This is a genomic window from Gilliamella sp. Pas-s25 (assembly GCF_009795885.1).
Classification (GTDB): domain Bacteria; phylum Pseudomonadota; class Gammaproteobacteria; order Enterobacterales; family Orbaceae; genus Gilliamella.
On sequence record NZ_WTEV01000017.1, the window covers coordinates 19122 to 45390 of the forward strand.

General features: G+C 36.6%; 34 protein-coding genes and 1 pseudogene. 27 read left to right on the plus strand and 8 right to left on the minus strand.

Translation table 11 applies throughout. From position 1 onward, the window contains the following. Window positions 1–4 precede the first annotated feature (4 nt). From rplR to rplQ, 11 genes are all read left to right on the plus strand, one after another. Window positions 5–358, plus strand: a complete 354-nt coding sequence (gene rplR / locus GQ593_RS08655) for a 50S ribosomal protein L18 (protein WP_025314398.1) — start codon at window positions 5–7, stop codon at window positions 356–358. Between the two features lie 14 nt (window positions 359–372). After that, window positions 373–873 carry a 30S ribosomal protein S5 gene (rpsE, locus tag GQ593_RS08660; protein WP_025314399.1) on the plus strand — a complete coding sequence of 167 codons (501 nt, stop codon included), beginning with the start codon at window positions 373–375 and terminating at the stop codon, window positions 871–873. A gap of 6 nt (window positions 874–879) precedes the next feature. After that, window positions 880–1059 carry a 50S ribosomal protein L30 gene (gene rpmD, locus GQ593_RS08665; RefSeq protein WP_025314400.1) on the plus strand — a complete coding sequence of 60 codons (180 nt, stop codon included), beginning with the start codon at window positions 880–882 and terminating at the stop codon, window positions 1057–1059. 5 nt (window positions 1060–1064) lie between these two features. Continuing rightward, window positions 1065–1499, plus strand: a complete 435-nt coding sequence (gene rplO, locus GQ593_RS08670; protein ID WP_065567153.1) for a 50S ribosomal protein L15 — start codon at window positions 1065–1067, stop codon at window positions 1497–1499. An 8-nt stretch (window positions 1500–1507) separates the two neighbouring features. Then, window positions 1508–2848 carry a preprotein translocase subunit SecY gene (gene secY, locus GQ593_RS08675; protein ID WP_160431671.1) on the plus strand — a complete coding sequence of 447 codons (1341 nt, stop codon included), beginning with the start codon at window positions 1508–1510 and terminating at the stop codon, window positions 2846–2848. Between the two features lie 26 nt (window positions 2849–2874). Continuing rightward, window positions 2875–2988 carry a 50S ribosomal protein L36 gene (gene rpmJ / locus GQ593_RS08680; RefSeq protein WP_025314403.1) on the plus strand — a complete coding sequence of 38 codons (114 nt, stop codon included), beginning with the start codon at window positions 2875–2877 and terminating at the stop codon, window positions 2986–2988. Between the two features lie 170 nt (window positions 2989–3158). Then, window positions 3159–3515 carry a 30S ribosomal protein S13 gene (gene rpsM / locus GQ593_RS08685; RefSeq protein ID WP_160431672.1) on the plus strand — a complete coding sequence of 119 codons (357 nt, stop codon included), beginning with the start codon at window positions 3159–3161 and terminating at the stop codon, window positions 3513–3515. Between the two features lie 15 nt (window positions 3516–3530). Further along, a complete protein-coding gene (gene rpsK / locus GQ593_RS08690; RefSeq protein WP_025314405.1) occupies window positions 3531–3920 on the plus strand; it encodes a 30S ribosomal protein S11 in 390 nt (129 codons plus the stop codon). A gap of 41 nt (window positions 3921–3961) precedes the next feature. Further along, window positions 3962–4582 (plus strand): 30S ribosomal protein S4, encoded by a 621-nt coding sequence (rpsD, locus tag GQ593_RS08695; RefSeq protein WP_065567150.1) that lies wholly within the window; start codon window positions 3962–3964, stop codon window positions 4580–4582. Between the two features lie 25 nt (window positions 4583–4607). Beyond that, window positions 4608–5597, plus strand: a complete 990-nt coding sequence (locus GQ593_RS08700) for a DNA-directed RNA polymerase subunit alpha (protein WP_034911133.1) — start codon at window positions 4608–4610, stop codon at window positions 5595–5597. Between the two features lie 29 nt (window positions 5598–5626). After that, complete coding sequence (gene rplQ, locus GQ593_RS08705) at window positions 5627–6016, plus strand: 50S ribosomal protein L17 (RefSeq protein WP_025314408.1); 390 nt, start codon at window positions 5627–5629, stop codon at window positions 6014–6016. 190 nt (window positions 6017–6206) lie between these two features. On the opposite strand, the gene GQ593_RS08710 is transcribed toward rplQ, so the two are convergent. From GQ593_RS08710 to fabI, 4 genes are all read right to left on the minus strand, one after another. After that, window positions 6207–6410, minus strand: coding sequence for a SlyX family protein (locus GQ593_RS08710; protein WP_085247156.1), 204 nt, complete (start codon window positions 6408–6410; stop codon window positions 6207–6209). A 60-nt stretch (window positions 6411–6470) separates the two neighbouring features. After that, window positions 6471–7139 (minus strand): RadC family protein, encoded by a 669-nt coding sequence (radC, locus tag GQ593_RS08715; protein WP_160431673.1) that lies wholly within the window; start codon window positions 7137–7139, stop codon window positions 6471–6473. Between the two features lie 175 nt (window positions 7140–7314). Then, the gene (gene slyD, locus GQ593_RS08720) at window positions 7315–7893 is read right to left on the minus strand and encodes a peptidylprolyl isomerase (RefSeq protein ID WP_160431674.1); all 579 of its coding nucleotides are present in this window, start codon (window positions 7891–7893) and stop codon (window positions 7315–7317) included. Window positions 7894–8096: 203 nt separating this feature from the next. Next, entirely contained in the window at window positions 8097–8885 is a 789-nt protein-coding gene (fabI, locus tag GQ593_RS08725) for an enoyl-ACP reductase FabI (protein ID WP_085247159.1), read from the minus strand. Window positions 8886–9079: 194 nt separating this feature from the next. Between fabI and tehB the strand changes: the two genes are divergently transcribed. After that, window positions 9080–9940, plus strand: coding sequence for an SAM-dependent methyltransferase TehB (gene tehB / locus GQ593_RS08730; RefSeq protein WP_160431675.1), 861 nt, complete (start codon window positions 9080–9082; stop codon window positions 9938–9940). 43 nt (window positions 9941–9983) lie between these two features. Here tehB and fmt read toward each other — a convergent pair whose 3' ends face one another. Both fmt and GQ593_RS08740 read right to left on the minus strand, forming a co-directional pair. Next, the gene (gene fmt / locus GQ593_RS08735; RefSeq protein WP_160431676.1) at window positions 9984–10946 is read right to left on the minus strand and encodes a methionyl-tRNA formyltransferase; all 963 of its coding nucleotides are present in this window, start codon (window positions 10944–10946) and stop codon (window positions 9984–9986) included. Between the two features lie 375 nt (window positions 10947–11321). Beyond that, on the minus strand, window positions 11322–13199 hold the full coding sequence (locus GQ593_RS08740; protein WP_160431707.1) for an SLC13 family permease: 1878 nt from the start codon (window positions 13197–13199) through the stop codon (window positions 11322–11324). 211 nt (window positions 13200–13410) lie between these two features. On the opposite strand from GQ593_RS08740, the pseudogene GQ593_RS14240 reads away from it, so the two are divergent. From GQ593_RS14240 to GQ593_RS08780, 8 genes and pseudogenes are all read left to right on the plus strand, one after another. Continuing rightward, window positions 13411–13832 (plus strand): annotated as a pseudogene (locus tag GQ593_RS14240) (thiamine pyrophosphate-binding protein); the annotation flags it as partial. A gap of 145 nt (window positions 13833–13977) precedes the next feature. Beyond that, on the plus strand, window positions 13978–14283 hold the full coding sequence (locus GQ593_RS08750) for a hypothetical protein (RefSeq protein WP_160431677.1): 306 nt from the start codon (window positions 13978–13980) through the stop codon (window positions 14281–14283). A gap of 14 nt (window positions 14284–14297) precedes the next feature. Continuing rightward, a complete protein-coding gene (locus GQ593_RS08755; RefSeq protein WP_160431678.1) occupies window positions 14298–14627 on the plus strand; it encodes a hypothetical protein in 330 nt (109 codons plus the stop codon). Between the two features lie 55 nt (window positions 14628–14682). Next, on the plus strand, window positions 14683–15009 hold the full coding sequence (locus tag GQ593_RS08760; RefSeq protein WP_160431679.1) for a hypothetical protein: 327 nt from the start codon (window positions 14683–14685) through the stop codon (window positions 15007–15009). 184 nt (window positions 15010–15193) lie between these two features. Continuing rightward, complete coding sequence (locus GQ593_RS08765; protein ID WP_141683350.1) at window positions 15194–15385, plus strand: hypothetical protein; 192 nt, start codon at window positions 15194–15196, stop codon at window positions 15383–15385. A gap of 569 nt (window positions 15386–15954) precedes the next feature. Continuing rightward, window positions 15955–16146, plus strand: a complete 192-nt coding sequence (locus tag GQ593_RS08770) for a hypothetical protein (protein WP_141683350.1) — start codon at window positions 15955–15957, stop codon at window positions 16144–16146. 184 nt (window positions 16147–16330) lie between these two features. After that, window positions 16331–16528, plus strand: a complete 198-nt coding sequence (locus GQ593_RS08775; protein ID WP_160431680.1) for a hypothetical protein — start codon at window positions 16331–16333, stop codon at window positions 16526–16528. A 184-nt stretch (window positions 16529–16712) separates the two neighbouring features. After that, on the plus strand, window positions 16713–16910 hold the full coding sequence (locus tag GQ593_RS08780) for a hypothetical protein (protein WP_160431681.1): 198 nt from the start codon (window positions 16713–16715) through the stop codon (window positions 16908–16910). Between the two features lie 181 nt (window positions 16911–17091). Here the strand turns inward: GQ593_RS08780 and edd are convergent, their stop codons facing one another. Both edd and gntK read right to left on the minus strand, forming a co-directional pair. Next, window positions 17092–18897: a phosphogluconate dehydratase gene (gene edd / locus GQ593_RS08785; RefSeq protein ID WP_160431682.1), complete on the minus strand. Its 1806-nt coding sequence runs from the start codon at window positions 18895–18897 to the stop codon at window positions 17092–17094. A 42-nt stretch (window positions 18898–18939) separates the two neighbouring features. Next, entirely contained in the window at window positions 18940–19467 is a 528-nt protein-coding gene (gntK, locus tag GQ593_RS08790; RefSeq protein ID WP_160431683.1) for a gluconokinase, read from the minus strand. Window positions 19468–19758: 291 nt separating this feature from the next. Between gntK and gatA the strand changes: the two genes are divergently transcribed. The 7 genes from gatA (at window position 19759) to GQ593_RS08825 (ending at window position 25913) form a co-directional block, all read left to right on the plus strand. Beyond that, window positions 19759–20211 carry a PTS galactitol transporter subunit IIA gene (gene gatA, locus GQ593_RS08795; protein WP_160431684.1) on the plus strand — a complete coding sequence of 151 codons (453 nt, stop codon included), beginning with the start codon at window positions 19759–19761 and terminating at the stop codon, window positions 20209–20211. A 15-nt stretch (window positions 20212–20226) separates the two neighbouring features. After that, window positions 20227–20511 carry a PTS galactitol transporter subunit IIB gene (gene gatB, locus GQ593_RS08800; protein ID WP_160431685.1) on the plus strand — a complete coding sequence of 95 codons (285 nt, stop codon included), beginning with the start codon at window positions 20227–20229 and terminating at the stop codon, window positions 20509–20511. A 4-nt stretch (window positions 20512–20515) separates the two neighbouring features. Continuing rightward, window positions 20516–21898, plus strand: coding sequence for a PTS galactitol transporter subunit IIC (locus GQ593_RS08805; RefSeq protein WP_160431686.1), 1383 nt, complete (start codon window positions 20516–20518; stop codon window positions 21896–21898). Between the two features lie 101 nt (window positions 21899–21999). Further along, window positions 22000–23043 carry an alcohol dehydrogenase catalytic domain-containing protein gene (locus GQ593_RS08810; RefSeq protein WP_160431687.1) on the plus strand — a complete coding sequence of 348 codons (1044 nt, stop codon included), beginning with the start codon at window positions 22000–22002 and terminating at the stop codon, window positions 23041–23043. Between the two features lie 94 nt (window positions 23044–23137). Continuing rightward, the gene (locus GQ593_RS08815; protein ID WP_160431688.1) at window positions 23138–23911 is read left to right on the plus strand and encodes a DeoR/GlpR family DNA-binding transcription regulator; all 774 of its coding nucleotides are present in this window, start codon (window positions 23138–23140) and stop codon (window positions 23909–23911) included. Between the two features lie 181 nt (window positions 23912–24092). After that, window positions 24093–25037, plus strand: a complete 945-nt coding sequence (gene lacC / locus GQ593_RS08820; protein ID WP_160431689.1) for a tagatose-6-phosphate kinase — start codon at window positions 24093–24095, stop codon at window positions 25035–25037. A gap of 21 nt (window positions 25038–25058) precedes the next feature. Beyond that, a complete protein-coding gene (locus GQ593_RS08825; RefSeq protein WP_160431690.1) occupies window positions 25059–25913 on the plus strand; it encodes a tagatose bisphosphate family class II aldolase in 855 nt (284 codons plus the stop codon). Window positions 25914–26269: the final 356 nt, after the last annotated feature.

The window sequence follows — 26269 nt, forward strand, 5'->3', positions numbered from 1 at the left end:
CACTATGGATAAGAAATCAGCTCGTATCCGTCGTGCAACTAAAGCGCGTCGCAAGATGCATGAACTACTTGCAACTCGCTTAGTGGTTCACCGCACTCCGCGTCATATTTATGCGCAGATTATCGCACCAAACGGATCAGAAGTACTGGCAGCTGCTTCTACATTAGAAAAAGCTATCAGTGAAAGTTTAAAATACACCGGAAACAAAGATGCAGCAGCGGCGGTTGGTAAAGCAATTGCTGAACGTGCATTAGCGAAAGATATCAAAGAAGTTTCATTTGATCGTTCAGGTTTCCAATATCATGGTCGAGTTCAGGCGCTAGCAGATGCTGCTCGCGAAGCTGGCCTACAGTTCTAAGGTAGGAGTTAAAGATGTCAAACATCGAAAAACAAGCTGGTGAACTGCAGGAAAAACTAATCGCAGTTAACCGAGTTTCTAAAACCGTAAAAGGTGGTCGTATTTTTAGTTTTTCTGCACTAACAGTTGTTGGTGACGGTAATGGCCGCGTAGGTTTTGGATATGGTAAAGCACGTGAAGTGCCAGCAGCAATTCAAAAAGCAATGGAAAAAGCACGTCGCAATATGATCAACGTTGCATTAAATAACGATACATTACAGCATCCAGTTAAAGGTGCTCACACAGGTTCTCGTGTTTATATGCAACCAGCATCAGAAGGTACTGGTATTATCGCTGGTGGTGCAATGCGTGCCGTTTTGGAAGTTGCAGGTGTTCGTAACGTTCTAGCTAAAGCATATGGTTCTACTAACCCAATTAATGTGGTTCGTGCAACGATTGATGGCTTAGAAAATATGAAATCACCTGAAATGGTTGCTGCTAAACGTGGTAAAACCGTCGAAGAAATTTTGGGGTAAGTAACCATGGCAAAAACAATTAAAATTACACAAACTCGTAGTTCTATTGGTCGTCTACCGAAGCACAAAGCGACGTTAGTTGGTCTTGGATTACGTCGTATTGGTCATACTGTTGAGCGTGAGGATACACCTGCTATTCGCGGTATGGTAAACCAAGTTTATTACATGGTTAAAGTAGAGGAGTAATAGTAATGCGTTTAAATACTTTATCTCCTGCTGAAGGTTCAAAGCATGCACCAAAACGTTTAGGTCGAGGAATCGGTTCTGGACTGGGTAAAACAGGTACTCGTGGTGTTAAAGGTCAAAAATCTCGTTCAGGCGGTGGCGTTCGTCGCGGCTTTGAAGGTGGTCAAATGCCTTTATATCGTCGTTTACCAAAATTTGGTTTTACCTCACGTAAAGCTCTAGTTACAGCTCAAGTTCGTCTTTCTGATTTGATGAAAGTCGAAGGCGATATTGTTGACCTAAATAGCTTGAAAGTTGCAAATGTGATTAATTCGCATATCGAATATGCAAAAATCATGTTATCTGGTGAAGTAACTAAACCAGTAACGGTTCGTGGTATTCGAGTAACAAAAGGTGCTAAAGCTGCAATTGAAGCTGCTGGCGGAAAAATTGAGGAATAATTAGAAAGATGGCAAAGCAACCAGGATTAGATTTTCAAAGTGCACGAAGTGGTAGTGGTGAGCTTAAAAGACGTTTGATGTTTGTGCTTTTGGCGCTTATTGTGTTTCGTCTTGGCTCTTACATTCCTGTTCCTGGTATTGATACTAAAGCGTTATCGGATTTGTTAACGAAAGCATCGTCTGATGGTATCGTTGGTATGTTCAATATGTTCTCTGGTGGTGCTTTAAGCCGTGCTTCAATTTTTGCTTTAGGGATAATGCCTTATATTTCTGCATCAATTATTGTGCAGTTATTAACGTCAATTAGCCCTAAACTTGCAGAATTGAAGAAAGAAGGTGAATCTGGTCGTAAAAAAATTAGTCAGTACACTCGTTATGGCACGCTTGCTCTAGCAATTGTACAGGCAGTTGGTATTGCGACTGGTTTGCCGAATATTCCCGATTATGAAAAAGTTGTGATTAATCCGGGATTTTCTTTCTATTTTATCGCATCGGTTAGCTTAGTTACTGGCACTATGTTTCTTATGTGGCTAGGTGAACAGATCACAGAGCGAGGTGTAGGTAATGGTATTTCAATCATTATCTTTGCGGGTATCGTGGCTGGTCTACCTCATGCAATATATGAAACAATTGAACAAGCTCGTTCTGGTTCATTGCATCCGATTTTATTATTAGTAGTTGCTGCATTAGTTGTTGGTGTTACTTATTTTGTTGTGTTTGTTGAACGTGGTCAACGACGTATTGTTGTTAACTATGCGCAACGCCAGCAAGGTCGTCGTGTTTACGCGGCACAAAGTACACACTTACCATTAAAGATTAATATGGCAGGCGTTATTCCGGCAATATTTGCCTCGACAATTGCTATGTTACCGTCAATGATGGCTTCTTGGTTTCAAGGAGATGGTGAAGGATGGAGATATATTATTGTACTTATTAAGCAATATTTTTCTCATGAGCAACCTTTATACATAATCTTTTTTGCAGCAGCGATTGTCTTCTTTTGTTTCTTTTATACAGCATTGGTTTTCAATCCAAGAGAAACAGCAGATCAGCTTAAAAAATCTGGTGCATTTATTCCAGGTATTCGCCCAGGTGAACAAACATCTAAGTATATCGACAAAGTGATGACTCGTTTAACGCTAATTGGCGCAATCTACATTACTTTTGTATGTTTGGTACCAATGTTTATGACAAGCGCAATGAATGTTCCTGTTCAATTTGGTGGGACATCTTTATTAATTGTTGTTGTTGTAATCATGGATTTTATGGCACAAGTACAGACTTTAATGATACCAAATCGTTATGAGTCAATGTTAAAGAAAGCGAATCTTAAAGGCTACGGCCGATAAGTTAGCCAGAAGTTACGGAGAGAAAAATGAAAGTTCGTGCTTCAGTCAAGAAATTATGCAGAAATTGTAAAATCATTAAACGTAATGGCATTGTTCGTGTTATTTGCGTTGAAGGTAAGCACAAACAACGTCAAGGTTAATTTATTTAATCCAAAAGTTGAGCTTCTGCATATTTTACTTGCCAAAGTATAGTAAAGCTGGCTAGAATAGCCAGCCTACATTTAGTTGTGAATTCACTGTTTGAGTATCCTGAAAACGGGCTTTTCAGTATGGTGAATTCATTAGATTATTAATAATAAAGGAGTGCATAGTGGCCCGTATAGCAGGCATTAACATTCCTGATCAACAACATGCTGTAATTGCGTTACAAGCAATTTATGGAATTGGAAGTACTCGCGCTAAGACAATTTGTGCTCAAGCGGGTATTGCTGAACATGTGAAGATCAGAGAACTATCTGAAGATCAGATTGAAACGTTACGTGAACAAGTCGCTAAATTCACAGTTGAAGGTGATTTACGTCGTGAAGTAACTATGAGTATCAAGCGTTTATTAGACCTTGGTTGTTATCGTGGCATGCGTCACCGTCGTGGACTACCAGTCCGTGGTCAACGCACAAAGACTAACGCTCGTACCCGTAAGGGACCGCGTAAGCCAATCAAGAAATAATTGAGGTATAATTAAATGGCAAAGACACCTGTTCGTACACGTAAACGTGTAAAAAAGCAAGTTTCTGATGGTATAGCTCATATTCATGCATCATTCAACAATACAATCGTAACTATTACCGATCGTCAAGGTAATGCGTTGGGTTGGGCAACCGCTGGTGGTTCTGGTTTCCGTGGCTCTCGTAAGTCAACTCCGTTTGCAGCTCAAGTGGCCGCAGAACGTTGTGCTGAAGCCGTCAAAGATTACGGAATTAAGAATCTAGAAGTTATGGTTAAAGGACCTGGTCCTGGTCGTGAGTCAACAATTCGTGCATTAAATGCAGCGGGTTATCGCATCACTAACATTACTGATGTTACTCCGATTCCTCATAACGGTTGTCGTCCACCAAAGAAACGTCGTGTTTAATTTTTTAAACATTGAATGTTTAGGATTATTGGAGAAATAAAATGGCAAGATATTTGGGACCAAAACTCAAATTAAGTCGTCGTGAAGGTACAGATTTATTCCTTAAATCTGGTGTCCGAGCGGTTGATAGTAAATGTAAATTAGAACAAGCTCCTGGACAACATGGTGCGCGTAAACCGCGTTTATCCGATTATGGTGTTCAGTTACGTGAAAAACAAAAAGTTAGACGTATTTATGGAATTTTAGAACGTCAATTCCGTAATTACTATAAAAGCGCTGCGCGTATTAAAGGCAATACTGGTGAAAACCTACTTGGTCTTTTAGAACGTCGCCTAGATAACGTTGTTTATCGCATGGGATTTGGTGCAACTCGCGCTGAAGCTCGTCAATTAGTTAGTCATAAAGCTGTTCTTGTTAATGGTCGCGTTGTTAATATTGCATCTTATCAAGTTTCACCTGAAGATGTGATTAGTGTTCGCGAAAAATCAAAAAAACAAGCACGTATTAAAGCCGCTTTAGAGCTAGCTGAGCAACGTGAAAAACCAACATGGTTAGAAGTTGATGCTAGCAAAATGGAAGGTGTATTTAAACGCTTACCAGAACGTTCAGATTTATCTGCTGATATCAACGAACATTTGATCGTCGAACTTTACTCTAAGTAAAGTTTAGCACTTAAGAGAGGACATAATGCAGGGTTCTGTAACAGAGTTTTTAAAACCTCACCTAGTTGATGTTGTTCAATACAGCCAAACACATGCCAAAGTGACTTTAGAGCCACTTGAGCGTGGTTTTGGTCATACTTTAGGTAATGCACTACGCCGCATTTTATTATCATCTATGCCGGGATATGCAGTAACCGAAGTTGAAATTGACGGTGTTCTGCATGAGTACAGTACTAAAGAAGGCGTTCAAGAAGATGTACTTGATATTTTGCTTAATTTAAAAAAATTAGCAGTACGAGTACATACTAAAGATGATGTGATGCTGACTTTAAACAAATCAGGTATTGGTGCAGTAACTGCATCTGATATCACTCATGATGGTGATGTTGAAATTGTTAATCCTGATTTAGTAATTTGTCATCTTACTGATGCCAATGCTTCAATTAGTATGCGTATTCGTGTACAACGAGGACGTGGTTATGTCCCTGCTTCTGCTCGCGTTAAGTCAGAAGATGAAGAACGACCAATCGGTCGTCTGTTAGTTGATGCATGTTATAGCCCTGTCGAGCGTATTGCTTATTCTGTTGATGCTGCTCGTGTGGAACAACGTACGGACTTAGATAAACTTGTTATCGATATGGAAACCAATGGTACTATCGATCCTGAGGAATCTATTCGTCGTGCATCAACTATTTTGGCTGAACAACTTGAAGCTTTCGTTGATTTACGTGATGTGCGTCAACCAGAAGTGAAAGAAGATAAACCGGAATTTGATCCAATTCTTTTACGTCCAGTAGATGATTTGGAATTAACTGTTCGGTCTGCTAATTGCTTAAAAGCAGAAGCAGTTCATTATATTGGTGATTTAGTACAACGTACCGAAGTTGAGTTACTTAAAACCCCTAATCTTGGTAAGAAATCACTTACTGAAATTAAGGATGTACTCGCATCTCGTGGTTTATCTTTAGGCATGCGTCTTGAGAACTGGCCACCAGCAAGTATTGTTGAAGACTAAAATAAAATTTATATAAGAAGGATAAAGTTATGCGCCATCGTAAAAGTGGTCGTCAACTGAACCGAAATAGCAGCCATCGTCAAGCAATGTTTCGTAACATGACTAGTTCACTTGTTGAACATGAAATCATCAAAACTACATTGCCTAAAGCAAAAGAGTTGCGTCGTGTTGTTGAACCGTTAATTACGCTAGCCAAAAGCGATAGCGTAGCTAATCGCCGTCTGGCTTTTGCTCGTATCCGTGATAAAGATACAGTTAAGAAATTATTTTCAGATTTAGGTCCACGTTTTGCTACCCGCCCAGGTGGTTATGTACGTATTTTAAAATGTGGTTTCCGTGATGGAGATAATGCTCCAATGGCTTATATTGAATTAGTTGATCGCCCTGCAGTAGAAGAAGCAGAAGCAGCAGCTGAATAAGTATTAAATCATTGTGTATTAAAACCGGCTATATGCCGGTTTTTTATTTTCTAATTTAGATTGATCGTAATTACTTTAATTTACAGTTTATTGAACTTATTGTGGATAACTATCTACTAAGTGATATCAAGATATTATTGGTTGGGTAGATAAATTTCCAAACGACAGTTATTTAACTTGATAAGCATAATTAATAATGTGGTGGTGGCGTTTCTTCAGATAAATTAGCAATATTTGATGGTTGAGTAGCTTGTAGTTTTTGGGATAATAACGTTAATTGTTCTTTTAATTTACTTATATCTGCTTGAAGGTGTGTCACCATTTGGTTTAATTCTTCAATGGTAACTTCTTGAAAGGCAACTTTAGTTTCTAGCAATTCTAGTTGTTTATTCATAAAATAGGTTCATGTATGAGTTAGTAGGTAATAAGCTTACATTGTAAGTAAAAATAACGATTAAATCCATCCGCGTTCGGCAAAAGAAACATACTCACCTTTACCGATCACGATATGATCAACGATTCGAATATCAATTAAGTCACATACTTGTTCTATTTTTTTTGTGAGAATGCGATCTGCTTGGCTTGGTTCTGACATGCCAGAGGGGTGATTATGAGCTAAAATTAATGCTGCTGCATTAAGTTGTAGTGCTCGCCTTGCTACTTCTCGAGGATGTACTTCTACACAATTATAAGTACCAAAAAACATCTCTTCTGAATAAATGACATGATTTTGGTTATCTAAAAAAATCACCATAAAGACCTCACGATCTTTATTCACTAATCGACTGGCTAAATAGTGATGTGTTATAGTTGGTGAAGTAAGCGAGTTTTCGTTGTTCATTTTAACCTTTAGATATCGATGTGAAAGTTCGACAACCGCTTTTAATTGTGTATATTTAGCTGTACCTAATCCTTTTTTTTGGCAAAAATCATTATGGCTTGCATTTATTAGATGATAGACAGAACCAAACTCATTTAATAATTTTTGAGATAACTCTAAAACGGGTAAATTATGGGTGCCTGTACGTAAAAAAAGAGCCAGTAATTCTGCATCACTGAGAGTTTCAACGCCAAATTTCAAAAGCTTCTCACGTGGCATTAATGCAACTGATTGTGAAGGCATAATTGTTAGATTCCAATAATTGTAAAACCCAAATTATTAAAGGAAAAATTAATCAGGTAAAATGATAATGTAAAATATTGGGAGTTATTTCACAAATTATTAGGCAATATTAAATATATGTTAAATAAAAAGCGCTATGCAGCGCTTTTATAATTTCATTTTAATGGGGGATGGATTAGTGACAACCACATCCTCCATGACCACCGCCACAGCAACCCGTGCTTTCATCATCTTCATCTTCATGAGAGTGATGACCACCACAGCCACAGCCACCATGTCCGTGATCATGTCCATGTTCACCATGAATATGACCATGAGCAATTTCTTCTTCAGTTGCTTCACGGATAGCTAATACTTCAACATTAAATTTTAGGTCTTGCCCTGCTAGCATGTGGTTGCCGTCAATAGTAACGCTATCGCCATCGATAGCAGTAATTTCAACAGGTAAAGAACCCTGATCAGTATCTGCAAAAAAGCGCATGCCTACTTCGAGTTCATCAACGCCGACAAATACATCACGAGGAACATTTTGTACAAGTGCATCATTAAAATCACCATAGGCATTAATTATTTCAACTTCAAATTTATCACCAACTTGATGACCTTCTAGCGCGTTTTCAAGATCTTGTAATAGATTACCAGCACCTTGTAGATATTCAAGGGGGGCAGTAGCGGTTGCTTCGTCAACTAAAACGCCATCTGTAGTACGCACTTGATATGCCATACTCACTACTGTATTTTTTGCTATTTTCATTTTTTCTCCAACAAACTGTTACCGTGCAAATTGGCATAAATTTTAACGGAAAAAACAGTATATGTATTCTAAATTTTATGTTTTTGTTCAAAACTTACAAAAAGAATAATATAAGTAAGTAAGATAGTAATTTGATATTAAATATCATTAAAAAGGCGCAACCATGAATAGTTTAGCGCCTTTTTCATATATGATGAGATTGCTTATTTAAGTTCTAACTCATTCATTGCAGCGATGCTAAATCCACCATCGACGTGAATTACTTCACCAGTAATGCCTGATGCTAAATTAGAACATAAAAATGCTGCTGAATTGCCGACATCTTCAGTAGTCACTGTGCGACGAATTGGGGTTACTGATTCGCAGTGAGATAACATCTTTTTGAAATCTTTAATGCCTGATGCGGCAAGTGTACGAATTGGACCTGCTGAAATTGCATTAACACGTACACCTTCTGGCCCCATGGCATTTGCCATATAACGTACATTGGCTTCGAGTGATGCTTTAGCAAGACCCATCACATTATAGTTAGGGATTGCACGTTCAGCGCCAAGGTAAGAAAGCGTAACCAGTGCTGAGCCTGGATTTAACATTGACCGGCATGCTTTAGCCATGGCAACAAAGCTGTAAGAGCTGATATCGTGAGCGATTGAAAACCCTTCACGAGTCACAGCATTAACATAATCACCATCTAATTGATCACCCGGTGCAAAAGCGATAGCGTGGACAAAACCGTCGAATTTATCCCATGTTTTTGCAAGTTCAGTAAATAGTTCTGTGATGCTTTCATCATGTGCAACATCGCAAGGTAGAACGATTTTTGAACCAAAATCAGCGGCAAACTCCTCAACACGACCTTTTAATTTATCGTTTTGGTAAGTAAAAGCGAGTTCAGCACCCTCACGATGCATAGATTGTGCAATACCGTAAGCAATAGAACGGTTACTTGCAACACCCGTAACAAGTATACGTTTGCCTGTTAAAAATCCCATAAATTGTTCCTCTAATGTTTTCACTATATAGTCTAGGATGGTGAAGATTATATGTTGATCAAGCCAACTTCGCTACAATAAATTTATGTTTCGCCACTTGTTGTTGTTTTATCTGATGTTACTGCGAGTTGTTTAGACGCTCAATAATTGACTATAATAGTCAACTATTGATTTGTTTTAAGGATGATATTATTTTGGAAAATTTATTTAATTATAAAATGTTACCTGTCTGGGATGTTAAAAATTTACCACAAGTGTTTTGCGAAAAATACCATACCCAAGAAGGTACATGGGTACAGTTACACATTATTGCTGGTTGCTTAGATCTCGAGATATTAACAACGCAAGAGGAGATCAAAAGTCGACACCATTATGATATATTGCATCAACCACCACTTATATTACCATTGCATTGGTATCGTATTGCCAATGTATCGGATGATCTACAATGTCAGTTAGCATTTTATTGTCAGCCAGAGGATTATACTTATAAAAAGTACCAAATGACTAAAACACATTCTGAAGTGGTGTCAGCTTGTCAATTTATTCCTAAAGGTAGAGTATTAGATCTTGGTTGTGGTTCTGGCCGTAATTCGCTTTATTTACAATTATTAGGTTTTGACGTCAACGCTGTTGATAAATCGGAACTGAGTATTAATAATTTACAACAGATTATTCATAATGAGAATCTAAACCATATTAATGCTTCTCTCTATGATATTAACCAAGCCAACTTAAAAGGTGAATATGATTTCATTCTCTCAACAGTTGTGATGATGTTTTTACAACCAGATAAAATCCCAGATATTATTCATAATATGCAGGCTATCACTAAACTTGGCGGTTATAATCTTATCGTCTGTGCAATGTCGACGGCTGATTATCCTTGTTCAGTGGGATTTTCATTCACATTTAAAGAACAAGAATTACTCAATTATTATCAAGATTGGGAAATCCTAAAATACAATGAAGATATAGGTCAATTACATAAAACTGATATTCATGGTAATCGTATAAAATTGAGATTTGCAACACTGTTAGCGAGAAAACGATAAATATTACAGGATTAAATATCCTGTAATATTGTAGTTTGAATGCTTAATCCATACTGAGCTTTTCGCCAACAACAAACCAAGACTGACGAGAATTTAATAAATCTTGTGCTGACATTGGTTTTTTACCCGCTGGTTGGAGCTTTGTCATATTTAATGCGCCTTTGCTTGTTGCGATGCAAATGCCGTTTTTGTCTGCTTGCAAAATCGTGCCAGCAGGCTGTTTTGAATCAATTTCAACGATTTGAGCTTGCCATACCTTAACCGATTCGCCATTAACGATAAAATAGCTAACCGGCCATGGGTTAAAAGCGCGAACACAACGCTCGAGTTGCTCGGCAGATAAATTCCAATCAAGTTTGGCTTCTTGTTTGGAAAGCTTTTCGGCATAGGTAACTTTCGCTTCATCTTGCTTTTCTGGTTGGATTTTCCCTTCACTGATTAACGCTAATGTATCAAGCAAGCCTTGGGGACCAAGCTTTGCTAGTTTTTCATACAGCGATGCGCTAGTATCGGCTGGCTCAATTGGGCAGGTAAGCTTATAAAGCATATCACCTGTATCAAGTCCTGCATCCATCTGCATAATGGTAATGCCCGTTTCTTGATCTCCTGCCCAGCAAGCACGCTGAATCGGTGCTGCGCCACGCCAGCGTGGTAATAATGAACCATGCACATTTAAACAACCTAGTTTGGGCATATCAAGCACCGCTTGTGGCAAAATAAGCCCATAAGCAACAACAATCATAATGTCAGCATTAAGTTCAGCGATGATTTTTTGGTTTTCTTCGGATCTAAGCGTTGCGGGTTGATAAACAGGCAGACTATTTTCAATCGCTAATTGTTTAACAGGACTTGCAGTTAATTTATTACCACGACCCGCAGGGCGATCGGGCTGCGTAAAAACTGCTATCACATTATGCTTCGTATCAATAAGCGCTTTTAAATGGGTAGCTGCAAAATCAGGGGTTCCAGCAAAAATAATATTTAATGGTTTAGTTGCATGAGGCATAAGTATTATGTCCATAATCGATAAATTATATGGATTATACCTGAAATTTTAGAGAGAATCTTTAATCAAAAAGATATCACAATTATTATAAATACCTTTTATTTGTATCAAATTTGAAGGTAATACGTATAAAAGTAGAAGATGATGAACTACCCCTCTTTCATAAAGATTAATAATAGTATTTTTTAGAGATTATTTTGGGTTAGCTAGGTTTTAGACATTATCACTATTGCTATTTATTTCACTCAATAGACAATACACCCGAAGCTAACTATTACCAAATCATGTCCATAAAACCGGCAAAAGCTATAAAAAATCAGTAAATCTATTTAACTTTTTAATTGTTTTTTAAAGAAAACAATAAAGTGTTAGTTTTTAAAACGGAAAAAATATTGGCACTAAAGCAATATCCACCGCCATTACCAAAAAAGTTAACGGTACGCCAATTTTAACAAAATCCCCAAAGCTATATCCACCCGGTGCAACCACCATGGTTTTAATTGGTGATGATACGGGGGTAATAAATGATGCCGATGTGGCAATGGCAACCGTCATGGCAAATGGGTAGGGCGAATAATCAAATTTTAGTGCTAAATCAATGGCGATTGGTGCAATTAAAATGGCGGTTGCAGTATTGGATATAAATAACCCAATGGTTGAACATAATAAAAAAATAAATGTCAGCACCATGTAAGGCCCGAAAGAACGTAGGTGAACTTCAAGCCAAGCAGATATAAGCGAAATACCGCCTGTTTTATTGAGAGCGAGGGCAAAAGGCATCATACCAATAATTAAAATTAAGGTTGGCCAGTGTATGGATTTATAGGCATTAGTCATATCAATACAGCGTGTCGCGCCCATTAATAAGCAGGCAATTAACGCAGCAACCACATTGGGCACAATGCCGGTTACCATTAACGTAATCATAATCGCTAGGTTAATTAACGCCAGCGGCGCTTGTGAACTTGCTGGTGCGATATCATCAATATCCGATGGATAGTCTAATACCACAAAATCACTGGTTCGCGTTTGTAATTTTTGTATTGATCCCCAGTCACCACAAACCAATAGTGTATCACTCATCTGTAAACGTTCTTGGAATAAGTTGTTTGTTTCAACGGGGGCATGATTACGCCAAATGCCAATTACTGTTAGAAAATATTTCCCTCTAAAATTGATTTCATTGAGTGTTTTTCCACATAGTGTGGATTCGGGCAGTAGGGCGACTTCGGTCATACCGACTTGTTTAACTTGCTCTGAAAAATACTCACCGCGTAAAATTTTTGGTTCAAGATTATTGGTGGTTAAAAAGGTGCGATAATCTGCCTCCGAGTGTGACATATCCAGTAGCAAAATATCATTTTCACGAAACTCAGTTGAACCATTAACGGGAATTAATACTTTGTGAAATTTGCGCCAACGTTCAATACCAATAACATTTACGCCATGTTCACTACGCAAATGCAAGCCATCAATTGTGCGCCCAACAAAAGGCGATCCCGCTAATATTTGTGCTCGGTGGGCACGGCCAATTAATTTATAGTCACGGATTAAATCGGTAATTTTTCGTCTTTGCGGTTGGGTGTTGGTTGGGGTGACTTGTTCAGCTGTGAGCAACCAATTGCGTGTTAACGTACAATAGATGACCCCAACAACTAAAACTCCTAAACCAATTGGTGTAATTGAAAAAAAACCAAACTCGTTTAATTTAAAATGATTGAGCTCACTGTTAACAACAAGGTTTGGTGCGGTTGCAACTAAAGTCATCATGCCACTAATTAAAGCGGCAATACAAAGTGGCATCATTAATTTTTTAACGTGAATACCTGTGTGGTTGGCAATACTAATGGCAACAGGAATGAAAATGGCAACTACCCCTGTTGAACTCATCACTGAGCCGAGTAATGCAGCGCCTAACATGATATAGATAATAATGCCAATATCGTTTTTGCCAGCTATTTTAAGAATATATTCGCTCATTTTGTATGAGACGCCCGTTCTCACTAAGCTTTCCCCAATAATAAATAATAGCGCAATTAAGATGATATTGGGATCACTAAAGCCTGCTAATGCCTCCGCTGGTGTTAATACACCACTAATGGTGATAGCTGTAATTGTGAGTAATGCAATAATGTCCATTCTCAATTTACTAAATGAGAAGAGTAAAATGGCGATAAATAACAATAAACAGACGATAATAAAAGGAAAATATTGGTTTAAATAATCAGGCAAAAAAGCAGTAATCGACGACATTAAACTATGCCCAGATGACGATTGTTCCACGGGATATGACTCTATTATTTCAATAAGATTTTCGACATAATACCTTGATTTATTGCGATAGGGAATATGTTTCCTTAAACTTTGTTGTGCAACATCATCACAATGGCTCTGTTTTTAGTATTTATTGCTGTTTATGTTAAATTCTATTCGCGTTATTAAAATGTGGGTGTAATTTATGCAAATGAGGGAATACATTCAAAAACCTTTTAGGAGATTATATGTCATCAAAAAAACAGTTGCACAAATTATTGTTGATATTTTAGCTGAGGTTGGGGTTAAGCATTGCTATGGTATTGTCGGAGATACGTTAAATCAGATTTCATCAGCTATTAAAAAAAGTAATATTGAGTGGGTTCATGTTCGTCATGAAGAAGTGGGGGGGCTTTTGCAGCAGGGGTAGAAGCTTATTTAACAGACCAAATTACGGCTTGTGCTGGATCTTGTGGGCCAGGAAGTTTACATTTTATTAATGGTATTTATGAAGCACAACGTAATAAAGTACCTGTTATTTTATTGGCAAGCCAATTGGTGACTTCGCAACAAGGTACCGATTTTCCGCAAGAAGTGGATTTTCAATGCACCATGAAGTGCAATTCGTCTTGTACCATAAGACTGATAGCTCTGATAAAATAGCGTCACGATTTTATCAGCATAAAGTTTTGCAATTAATCAATTTAATCGCGCTAATTCAGCAAAATTCAAATTATTTCATTATGGTAGAAAGGATTTGACACGAGCATATAGACAGATGAATAAATGGTTGTTAAGTTCTGAAATAGTAAGTGATGTTATGTCTTTAAGTGAAATTTATCAAGAGGCTAAAAATATATTAGTTAAAGATAATGAAAGTAGTGAGACAAATCTATATATTTCAAACCCAGAAAAGATTGATAATATAGAGAAAATTGTAGATAGTTGTGCAATAGTAATATGTGTTACAGGTAGTGAATCTGATGTAGATGACCAACCTAATTACTCGTTGTGTACGCGCTTGGATGGTACTACATATCGGCAATATTTTGATGGCCATATTGAAGAAGGTTCTATTGAATAACAGGAATAACACAGATGATTATATTGATATACATTGCGTATTACTTTTTCTCTATTTTGCCTATTATTATTACCTATCGCTTTAGAAAATATACAATAAGTGATTATCAATATAATAAAAAGTTGAAATGGCAAAGGTGCATTATGTTGGTTTTCAATTATATTGCTCTGGGTATCCAAATTATAATTGCATGTGAACTCGAACGTATCGTTCGTTCTAATCAAGATTATGGCCCTCTTTTATTATCAGCATGTATATTTTTAATTATTTATAATTTTTTTACAATATCCTGGTTAGAAAGCCCAAAAGAGTATTTAAAAAAGAAAAAGAAAAAATGGAAATAATAATGAATTTAGTAAAGTTAGCTTTCCACCATTAACAACTAGAGAAATAACACAGATGATTATATTGATTTACATTGCGTATTACTTTTTCTCTATTTTGCCTATTATTATTACTTATCGCTTTAGAAAATATACAATAAGTGATTATCAATATAATAAAAAGTTGAAATGGCAAAGGCGCATCATGTTGGTTTTCAATTATGTTGCTTCAGTTGTTCAAATTATAATTGCATGTGAACTCAAACGTATCGTTCGTTCTAATCAAGATTATGGCCCTCTTTTATTATCAGCATTTATATTTCTAATTATTTATCCTTTTCCAATATCCTGGTTAGAAAGCCCAAAAGAGTATTTAAAAAAGAAAAAGAAAAAATGGAAATAATAATGAATTTAGTGAAGTTCGCTTTCCACCATTAACAACTAGAGAAATAACACAGATGATTATATTGATATACATTGCGTATTACTTTTTCTCTATTTTGCCTATTATTATTACCTATCGCTTTAGAAAATATACAATAAGTGATTATCAATATAATAAAAAGTTGAAATGGCAAAGGTGCATTATGTTGGTTTTTAATTATGTTGCTGCAGCTGTTCAAATTATAATTGGATATGAACTTAAACGTATCGCTCGTTCTAATGAAGATTATGGTCCTCTTGCATTATCAGCATATATATTTCTAATTATTTATCTTTTTCCAATATCCTGGTTAGAAAGCCCAAAAGAGTATTTAAAAAAGAAAAAATGGAAATAATAATGAATTTAGTGAAGTTAGCTTTCCACCATTAACAACTAGAGAAATAACACAGATGATTATATTGATTTACATTGCGTATTACTTTTTCTCTATTTTGCCTATTATTATTACCTATCGCTTTAGACAATATACAATAAGTGATTATCAATATAATAAAAAGTTGAAATGGCAAAGGTGCATTATGTTGGTTTTCAATTATATTGCTCTGGGTATCCAAATTATAATTGTAAGTGAACTTAAAATTATAGTACGTTCTAATCAAGATTATGGTCCTCTTGCATTATCAGCATTTATATTTCTAATTGTTTATAGTCTTTTTCCAATATCCTGGTTAGAAAGCCCAAAAGAGTATTTAAAAAAGAAAAAGAAAAAATGGAAATAATAATGAATTTAGTGAAGTTAGCTTTCCACCATTAACAACTAGAGAAATAACACAGATGATTATATTGATTTACATTGCGTATTACTTTTTCTCTATTTTGCCTATTATTATTACTTATCGCTTTAGAAAATATACAATAAGTGATTATCAATATAATAAAAAGTTGAAATGGCAAAGGTGCATTATGTTGGTTTTTAATTATGTTGCTGCAGCTGTTCAAATTATAATTGGATATGAACTTAAACGTATCGCTCGTTCTAATGAAGATTATGGTCCTCTTGCATTATCAGCATATATATTTCTAATTATTTATCTTTTTCCAATATCCTGGTTAGAAAGCCCAAAAGAGTATTTAAAAAAGAAAAAATGGAAATAATAATGAATTTAGTGAAGTTAGCTTTCCACCATTAACAACTAGAGAAATAACATAGATGATTATATTGATATACATTGCGTATTACTTTTTCTCTATTTTGCCTATTATTATTACTTATCGCTTTAGAAAATATACAATAAGTGATTATCAATATAATAAAAAGTTGAAATGGCAAAGGCGCATCATGTTGGTTTTCAATTATGTTGCTTCAGTTGTTCAAATTATAATTGCATGTGAACTCAAACGTATCGTTCGTTCTAATCAAGATTATGGCCCTCTTTTATTATCAGCATTTATATTTCTAATTATTTATCCTTTTCCAATATCCTGGTTAGAAAGCCCAAAAGAGTATTTAAAAAAGAAAAAGAAAAAATGGAAATAATAATGAATTTAGTGAAGTTCGCTTTCCACCATTAACAACTAGAGAAATAACATAGATGATTATATTGATATACATTGCGTATTACTTTTTCTCTATTTTGCCTATTATTATTACCTATCGCTTTAGAAAATATACAATAAGTGATTATCAATATAATAAAAAGTTGAAATGGCAAAGGCGCATTATGTTGTTTTTAAATTATATCGTTGCTTTTTTCGAGGCGTTTATTGCCGGACATAGAAAAACAATCCATAACTATAGTTCTGACTATGAGCTTTTACTTTTCTCATCAGGAATATTTATTTGTATTTACATTTTTAGCATAGGGTGGTTAGAAAGCCCAAAAGAGTATTTAAAAAAGAAAAAGAAAAAATGGAAATAATAATGAATTTAGTGAAGTTCGCTTTCCACCATTAACAACTGTCGCATTACCTTCCAAACAAATTGTAGAAATTCCTCGCGTTGTTTACAGTGCATCTCAAAGCGCTATAAACAACGAGAAGAATTTCTACAGTGAGACTGATTGGTCAGTTTCTGCCGCAATATGCGGCAGATTTTTAGTATTAAAAGCTTACTGCCCCTTCTTCTGCGGAAGTTAAATTTTTACGAATAACGGTGAACAGTTCGCGACCATAGCCAAGATGTGACTCGGTCAAATCGAAAGGATAAGGTTGACGTTTAGCCAGTTCTGTTTCCTCAACTAATAATGTTATTTCGCCAGTTTGACCATTAACTCGAATCATATCACCTTCTTGGACTTTACTTAATAAACCACCATCATAAGCTTCAGGGGTAATATGAATCGCTGCTGGGACTTTACCAGATGCTCCCGATAATCGACCGTCAGTTAACAAGGCAACTTTATAGCCTTTATCTTGTAGTACACCCAGCGGCGTTATTAGTTTATGTAACTCTGGCATACCAATTGCTTTTGGTCCTTGATAAAGCACAACAACCACACAGTCTTTGTCTAATTTACCTGCTTTATATTCGGCTTCTAAATCATATTGGCTATTAAAGATCACTGCTGGCGCCTCAATAATTTGATGTTCAGATGCTACCGCAGAGGTTTTCATAATAGCACGGCCAAGGTTGCCTGACATCACTTTTAATCCACCATGTGAATTAAACGGTTTTTTGATTGAGGCAATGACGCTCTCATCTAATGATTTTGTTGGACCTTCGCGGAAAGTGAGTTTGCCATTTTCTAAAATTGGCTCTTGAGTATAGCGGCTAAGCCCTCGTCCAACCACAGTTTCAACATCTTCATGCAATAAACCACCGGCTAATAATTCTCGAACCAATAAAGATGTGCCACCAGCGGCTTGGAAGTAGTTAATATCAGCAGGCCCATTTGGATAGATTCGACAAAGTAAAGGCACAACGGTTGATAAGTCTGAAATATCATCCCAATTGATAATAATGCCGGCAGCTTTCGCCATGGCAACAATATGCATGGTTAAATTTGTTGAACCACCTGTTGCAAGCAGTGCAACTAAACCGTTGACAATCACTTTTTCATCGACCATTTTACCAACAGGCATATAATTTCCTGATTGGTTGGTCAGGCGAGTAATCTGTTTAGCAGCAGCATTAGTTAATTCAAAACGTAATGCGGTTTCAGGATGAACAAAAGCTGCACCAGGCAAATGTAATCCCATTAATTCAATCACCATCTGGTTACTATTGGCTGTACCATAAAAAGTACACGTCCCGCTGGTGTGATAAGAGGCTGATTCTGACTCCAGTAAATCTTCTCGCGAAGCTTTACCTTCAGAGTAAAGTTGGCGGATACGTACTTTTTCTTTATTGGATAACCCCGATGGCATCGGGCCTGCTGGCACAAAAATAGCAGGTAAGTGACCAAATGTTAATGCACCAATAAATAACCCGGGTACGATTTTATCGCATATACCAAGATAGAGTGCACCATCAAACATATTATGTGAAAGTCCAACGGCAACTGACATCGCAATTACATCGCGGCTCATTAATGACAGTTCCATCCCAGGCTCGCCTTGTGTCACACCATCGCACATGGCAGGTACCCCTCCCGCCATTTGCCCAACGGCGCCAACTTTGTGCAGTACGTTGCGAATTTGCTCCGGATAAAATTCGTAAGGCTTGTGCGCTGAAAGCATATCGTTGTAAGAACTAATAATACCAATGTTACTTTTTAAGATATTTTTTAGATCCTTTTTGTCATCAATACAACAAGCAGCAAAACCATGCGCTAAATTGCTACATGGTAAACTAGATCGTGTTACTTGTTTACTTATAGCATGTTCTATTTTTTGTAAATAAGCAGCACGAGAAGCCTTAGAACGCTCAATAATACGTTGGGTTACAGCTTGGACAGTCGGATTCACATTAACCTCTTCTTTCAATTGTATCGTTTTTTTATTGGTTTTTTAGCAATGGCATATTGCGCGTATTACTTGTTCAGTATCGTGCACAACCTCGTTTAATGATTGTTCAATGTTGATGTTGTAAACATCTTTCTCATCGGTGGTTGGTTCTTCAAGCGTATCAAATTGCGACTGAAGCATACCGGTTTTTTGGAAGTGACCTTTGCGTTTCGCTAGACGTTCAGCAATGACATCATAGCTGCCTTTTAAATAAATAAAATGCATGTTTTCGTTTTCACCACGAATAATATCCCGATATTTTCGCTTTAATGCCGAACAGATAATAATTGAAACATCGTTAACATTACTCATGGCAAAGGCAGCATTACTGATTAAGCTAAGCCAAGGCATTCGATCTTCATCGTTTAAGGGGGTGCCGCTGCGCATTTTTAGAATATTGGCCTTTGGATGTAAAAAATCACCATCTAAAAAAGCAGCCTCTAGGTTGTAGGCCACTTGTTTGGCAACCGCTGATTTACCACAACCTGATACACCCATTAATACAAAAACGTGTTTATTTTTTTTAGTCATTACTGGTCCTTTGTATACCTTTGCTTGTTACGGGTAACATTTTTACACGTTCATCTTTTTTTGCAATCTAAAAAAGTGTCTTTTGTGATCTGGATCAGATTTTATTTTGATTCTTAAATAGCTAGTCAGTTATTTATTTGTTGATCTTTACAGTGAAAAATAGATTTCGATCACAAAAACATAAAATCTTATTTGCTTTTTAATTCGAAAGACAATAACCTTTCGATATTACTTTTGTTTTCGAAAGTTATAGTTTAAAAACTTACATAAAAATAATAGGGGAGAACAGCAATGAACAAATGTCAGCTTCTTTTCCAAGACAATCTTAAATTTGATAATGAATTAGAGGCATTAACTTATATTAGCGAACAACTACAGCAAAAAGGGATTGTTAAAGAAAGCCATTTGCAGGCTTTAATTGACAGAGAGGCATTATTTCCAACGGGTATTGCTTTTGATGGATATGCAGTGGCGATTCCGCATTGTGAAGCAACGCATGCTAATACACCAGCAATTTTTATTGTTCGCACTCAAACACCGGTTGCTTTTCATCGAGCCGATGAGGACAGCACCGTTGATGTTTCATTGATTATTTCACTTGTTGTTACTGCCCCAGAAGATCAAATTGAACTATTAAAAGCACTTTTTTCAAATCTACAAAATGAAGACTTCTATCAGTTTTTATTAAATGCCCCGCAAGATGAAATAGTGGTGCATTTTAATAACGAGATATTTAACCAATAAGTTTCAGGAGGCATTATGAAAAAAAAGATTATTGTTGCTTGTGGCGGTGCGGTTGCAACATCAACTTTAGCTGCAGAAGAGATAAAAGAGTTGTGTAGCGAAAATAATATTCAACTTGACCTAATTCAATGTCGTATCAATGAAATCAATACGTTTATTGATGATGTTGATTTGATTTGTACTACAGCCAGAATGGATCAAAGTTTTGGCGATATTCCAATTGTTCATGGCATGCCTTTTGTATCCGGCGTGGGTATCGACCAGTTGAAAGAAAAAATTTTATCTATTTTAAAAGGATAAATCTATGTTTACTGAAATTATGCAGTACATTTTGGATCTTGGTCCATCGGTGATGTTACCCATTGTGATTATCCTATTTTCGTTAGCGCTAAGAATGAAAGTGGGTGATGCACTAAAAGCGGGGATTCATATAGGTATAGGGTTTGTTGGTATCGGTCTGGTTGTTGGTTTGCTAACTAGCTCGGTTGGGCCAGCAGCGCAAGCGATGGCCGAGCGGTTCGATATTAGCCTAAATGTTATTGATGTCGGTTGGCCAGGGGCTGCACCAATGACTTGGGCATCACAAATTGCTTTAGTTGCTATTCCTATCGCAATTGGTGTGAATATTGTTATGTTAGTTTTAAGGTTAACTCGTGTGGTTAATGTGGATATTTGGAATATATGGCACATGACCTTTACTGGCGCACTTGTTTATATTGCAACCGGCTCTTACTGGCTTGGTATTGCAGGGGTTATTGTTCATGCCATTATTGCTTATAAACTCGGTGATTGGTTTGCCAAAGAGACCAAAGAGTTTTTTGAGCTTGACGGTATTGCAGTGCCACATGGTACGTCCGCATATTGTGGCCCAATTGCTGTTTTTGTTGATGCTGTCATTGAAAAAATGCCAGGCATTAATAAGATTAATTTTAATGCTGTTGATATGCAAAAACGGTTTGGTGCGTTTGGTGAACCTGTCACTGTTGGCTTATTCATGGGCATCATATTAGGTTTATTAGCTGGATATGGTGTGAAAGAAACACTGCAACTAGCGATTCAAACTGCAGCGGTAATGTTATTAATGCCACGTGTGATTAAGCCTATTATGGATGGATTAACACCGATATCTAAGCAAGCGCGTAAACACTTGCAATCAAAATTTGGTGGGCAAGATTTTCTTATTGGTTTAGATCCTGCATTGTTGTTAGGGCATTCAACAGTGGTATCGGCGAGTTTAATTTTTATTCCATTAAGTATTTTTATCGCCATCATCCTACCTGGTAATGAAGTTTTACCTTTTGGTGATCTGGCAACTATTGGCTTTTTTATCGCAATGGGAGTTGCGGTGCATCAAGGGAATCTGTTTAGAATCATTGTTTCAGGCTCTATTATTATCACCATTACACTTTGGATTGCCACCCAAATGGTTCCATTGACAACAAAACTAGCCATTAATGCAGGCACGATGACTGCGAGTAATGGTGTTTCAGTTGGGGCAATGGATCAAGGTGGTTCGCCAATTACTTATCTTATGGTTCAGTTGGTCAACTTGGAACAACCTATTGGTTTTGCCTTTATTGGATTGTTTTATCTTTTCTGCTTATTTTTGACCTGGAAACGTGCCCAAAAATACCAGTTATTTTTGAAAAATCAATCATTAGCTCAAGAAGATGGAGTAATAAAATAATTCCAAAATAATCATTACCAAAATCAATCAGAAAGCTTTCACTCAGTAATGAGTGAAAGCAATACATAAACGTAATTTGTTTACCATTAAAGGAAAATAACATGAAAGCGGTTGTTGTCAATGAAGAGGGAGCTTTATCTATACAGAATATAGAAATGCCCAAAATAACATCTCCAGATCAAATTTTAGTAAAAGTCGCTTATTGTGGATTATGTGGTTCAGATATTCCGCGTATATTTCACCATGGTGCTCATTTTTACCCCATTACACTTGGTCATGAATTTAGTGGCACCGTTGTGGATAAGGGGCATGGCGTGACAGAGTTTGAGCATGGTGATTTAATCTGTTGCGTACCATTATTGCCATGCTTCAAATGTGATGAATGTCAAAAGCATTACTATTCACTCTGTAAAAATTACACTTTTGTGGGTTCAAGGATAGCTGGTGGCTTTGCGGAGTATATTGTATTAGATAAGAAAAATGCATTTAAATTACCTAAAGGTATCAGTCCACTTGAGGGTGCTTTTTTTGAACCAATGACCGTTGGGATGCATGCATTGCTATTGGCGGATGGATGTGAGGGCAAAAATGTTGTCATCGTTGGTGGTGGTACAATCGGATTACTTGCAATGCAATGCGCCAAGGCAATGGGAGCCAAATCAGTTGCGGTTATTGATATTAACCAGCAGCGCCTCGATCTAGCCAAACAATTAGGCGCTGATGCGGTATATCATTCTCAAGACCTTAGCGCCGACGCGATTTATCATGCTTTATCTTCATCTCGCTTTGAGCAAATTGTATTAGAAACGGCAGGTTCACCTGTTACAGTCAACTTAGCCATTGCAATTGCAGGCCCTAGAGCGAAGATAGCTTTGGTTGGGACACTTCATCATGATATTACACTTCCAGAAAAAACATTCGGACTGATTTTACGAAAAGAGTTACATATTTTAGGTAGTTGGATGAACTATTCAGCGCCATGGCCAGGTAAAGAGTGGCAACTGGTGAGTCAGTATTTTATGGATGGAAAAATAAAACTTGATGAACTGATTGCTGGCATGGGTGACTTTGATTCATTTATTAAACAAGTTACAGCCTTAAATGGTCGCCCTATGAATGGCAAAATTTTATTAAATTGCATGTAATTATTTTGATTTAAGTCAGCCATTGAAAATGAAACCTTATCTTTTGATTCTGTTTGTTATACACTGCTAAAAAATTTTCGAAAAAGGAAATAGTATGAATGCAAGTGAAAGACGCCAACAGATAGTAGAACTTCTTAATATGAAAGGGACGGTATTAGTTTCTGATTTGTCGGAACAGTTTAATGTTTCGGAGGTCACAACCAGAACCGATCTGAGATTGCTAGAAAAACAAGGAGTGCTAACACGATTTCATGGCGGAGCAACCAAAATCATGAATAACGGTGACTTAAAATCATTTAAAGAGCTGCAATTAGAAGAACGTTATCAGCGATTTATAGAAGCTAAAAAACGTATTGCAATTGAAGCGGTTAAACATGTTAAAGAAGGTGACACTATTATTTTAGATAGTGGTAGTACTACCATGTTGATAGCAGAAGAACTGGTAAAATTGAAGCATATTACTGTGATTACCAATAGTCTTACTTCTGCATTTATATTATCAGACAATAGTGACATTATGCTATTTATGTGTGGTGGTACACTTAGACATAAAACGCGTTCTTTTCATGGAAAAATTGCTGAGCAATCGTTAACTGGCATCTCTGCTGATATTTTGTTTGTTGGTGCAGATGGAATTGATGCAAAAAGAGGAATAACAACGTTTAACGAAGGTTACACTATCAGCAGTGTTATGGCTAATGTCGCCAAAAATGTGATTGCCGTGCTCGATTCATCAAAATTTGGGCGTAATGGGATTAATGTTGTGTTACCACTTAACCAACTTGATACCATTATTACCGATACTGATGTTGACAGTAGCTGTAAACAAGAATTTGTGGCAAAGGGTATTAAATTAATAGCGGTTTAATATTTGTGCTTACACTCGTGTGTTTTTATATCTTAATTGGTCATAAATATTAAAAACCATTACTCGTTTAGGTTCGATATCCTAAACGATAAAAGTTTTTACTTTTAGCCAAGTCGATTTAATGATAGTGATCATTTAAACCTGTTATTTCTCCCAACGATATCAATGCGTAGGAGAGAATATGATATTAACAATTACGATGAACCCTTCGGTGGATATATCGTATCCATTAAATAAATTAGCGATTAATGATATTAATCGAGTCTCAGAGGTAAAAAAAACCGCAGGAGGTAAAGGACTTAATGTAACTCGCGGCATTAAATACTCAGGTATTCCCGTTCTTGCATCAGGCATTATTGGTGGAACAACGGGCGAGTATATTCAAAAACAATTAGATAACGATAATATTAATTACAACTTTTATATCACCCAACATGAATCAAGAAACTGTATTGCCATTTTACATGAGGGAAACCAAACTGAAATCCTCGAGTCAGGGCCTGTATTAGATAATCATGATGTTAATGTTTTTCTGGAACACTACCAGAATTTGCTTAGCCAAGCGCAGGTTATTGCTATTTCAGGGTCATTGCCACAAGGATTTCCAGTTGATTTTTATACTCAATTAATTGAAAAGGCAAATAAGTATCAGATCCCAGTATTGCTAGACTCATCGGGTAAAATGTTATTAGAAACACTCGAGTCTAAAAATAAACCTTTTTTAATCAAACCCAATAAAGATGAACTACAGCAGATTATTCAAATGGATATCGATCCAAATGATGTAGCTTCATTAGTTAAAGCCGTTAATCATCCTTTACTGAATGATATTGCTTTTATCATCATCTCATTAGGTAAAAATGGCGCTTTTGCTCGCTGTCATCACAACTATTACCAAGTTTCAATTCCTAAAATTAACGTGGTTAATCCTGTTGGATCGGGTGATGTTACGTTAGCTGGGCTTGCTGTTAGCATTCATGAAAATGAAGCTATAGAGGTAATGCTTAAACGTGCGATGACCATGGGAATGCTAAATGCAATGGAATCGCAAACCGGTTTTGTCAATATGGATAATTATGACAAGTATTATCAACACGTTAAAGTGACAAAAATCATTGCAAAATAACAGATTAATGAGGATTAAATTATGTATCTTATTTCTAGCCAAGAGATGTTAAAAAAAGCTCAACGTGAATGTTATGCCGTGCCTGCATTTAATATACACAACCTTGAAACTATCCAAGTTGTTATTGATACCGCTAAACAGATGCAATCCCCCGTGATACTTGCAGCAACACCAGCAACTTATAGTTACGCAGGAATACAGTATTTAATCAGTATTTGTAAAACAGCCGCAAGCATTCACCATTTTCCTTTTGCGTTACATTTGGATCATCATGAAGATATCAGTGATATTCAAACAAAAATAGAGGCAGGAATTAGATCGATTATGATTGATGCTTCGCATCACCCCTTTGAAGAAAACATTGACATAGTTAGTAAAATGGTTGCTTTTAGTCATAAATATAATGCCAGTGTTGAAGCCGAACTAGGTCGATTAGGCGGGCAAGAAGATGATCTTATTGTCGATCATAAAGACAGCGCTTTTACTGATCCCGATGCCGCTAAAGAATATGTTGAACGAACTCGGATTGACTCTTTAGCGGTGGCAATCGGTTCAGCACATGGCTTATATAAAGGCGAGCCAAAACTGGATTTTGACCGTTTAGCAAAAATTCGCGCTAAAGTTGATATTCCTTTGGTCTTACATGGTGCATCGGGCATTCCCGAACAAATGGTTAAACAATCGATTTCTTTGGGCATTTGTAAAGTGAATGTGGCAACCGAATTAAAAATTGCCTTTTCAGATGCTTTAAAACAAGATTTTAAACTCCATCCTGACGCCAACGATCCAAGGCACTATATGCAGCCAGCAAAAGCCGCCATGAAAAAAATTGTTGAAGATAAAATTCGTATTTGCGGTAGTGCAGGTAAATTATAATATGAAAGATTAAGGCGTTGTTTTGAGTTAGCTAGAACGTTAATCAATTCATTACCAGCAGTTGCTCGCTGCTGGTTAAAATGCGTTAAGTGACAGCAAGTTAATTATGTGTAGGAATGACTCGTGTTGTTTACCGTAATTTGCAAAACGATTGTAATATATAGAAATAACGCTGTATCCCAAACAGGCGATATGGCGCCTATATCATAAAGAAAAACCACCGTCACCGATTTGGCTAACCGCTTTATGAGCAGTCATCCAGCCATTAATTGCACCGAAAGACCTCATTAAACATTAAATAACCAGCCCCCATTGAATATAAAACATGGAAACAGATAGCGTCATTTTCTAGGTGA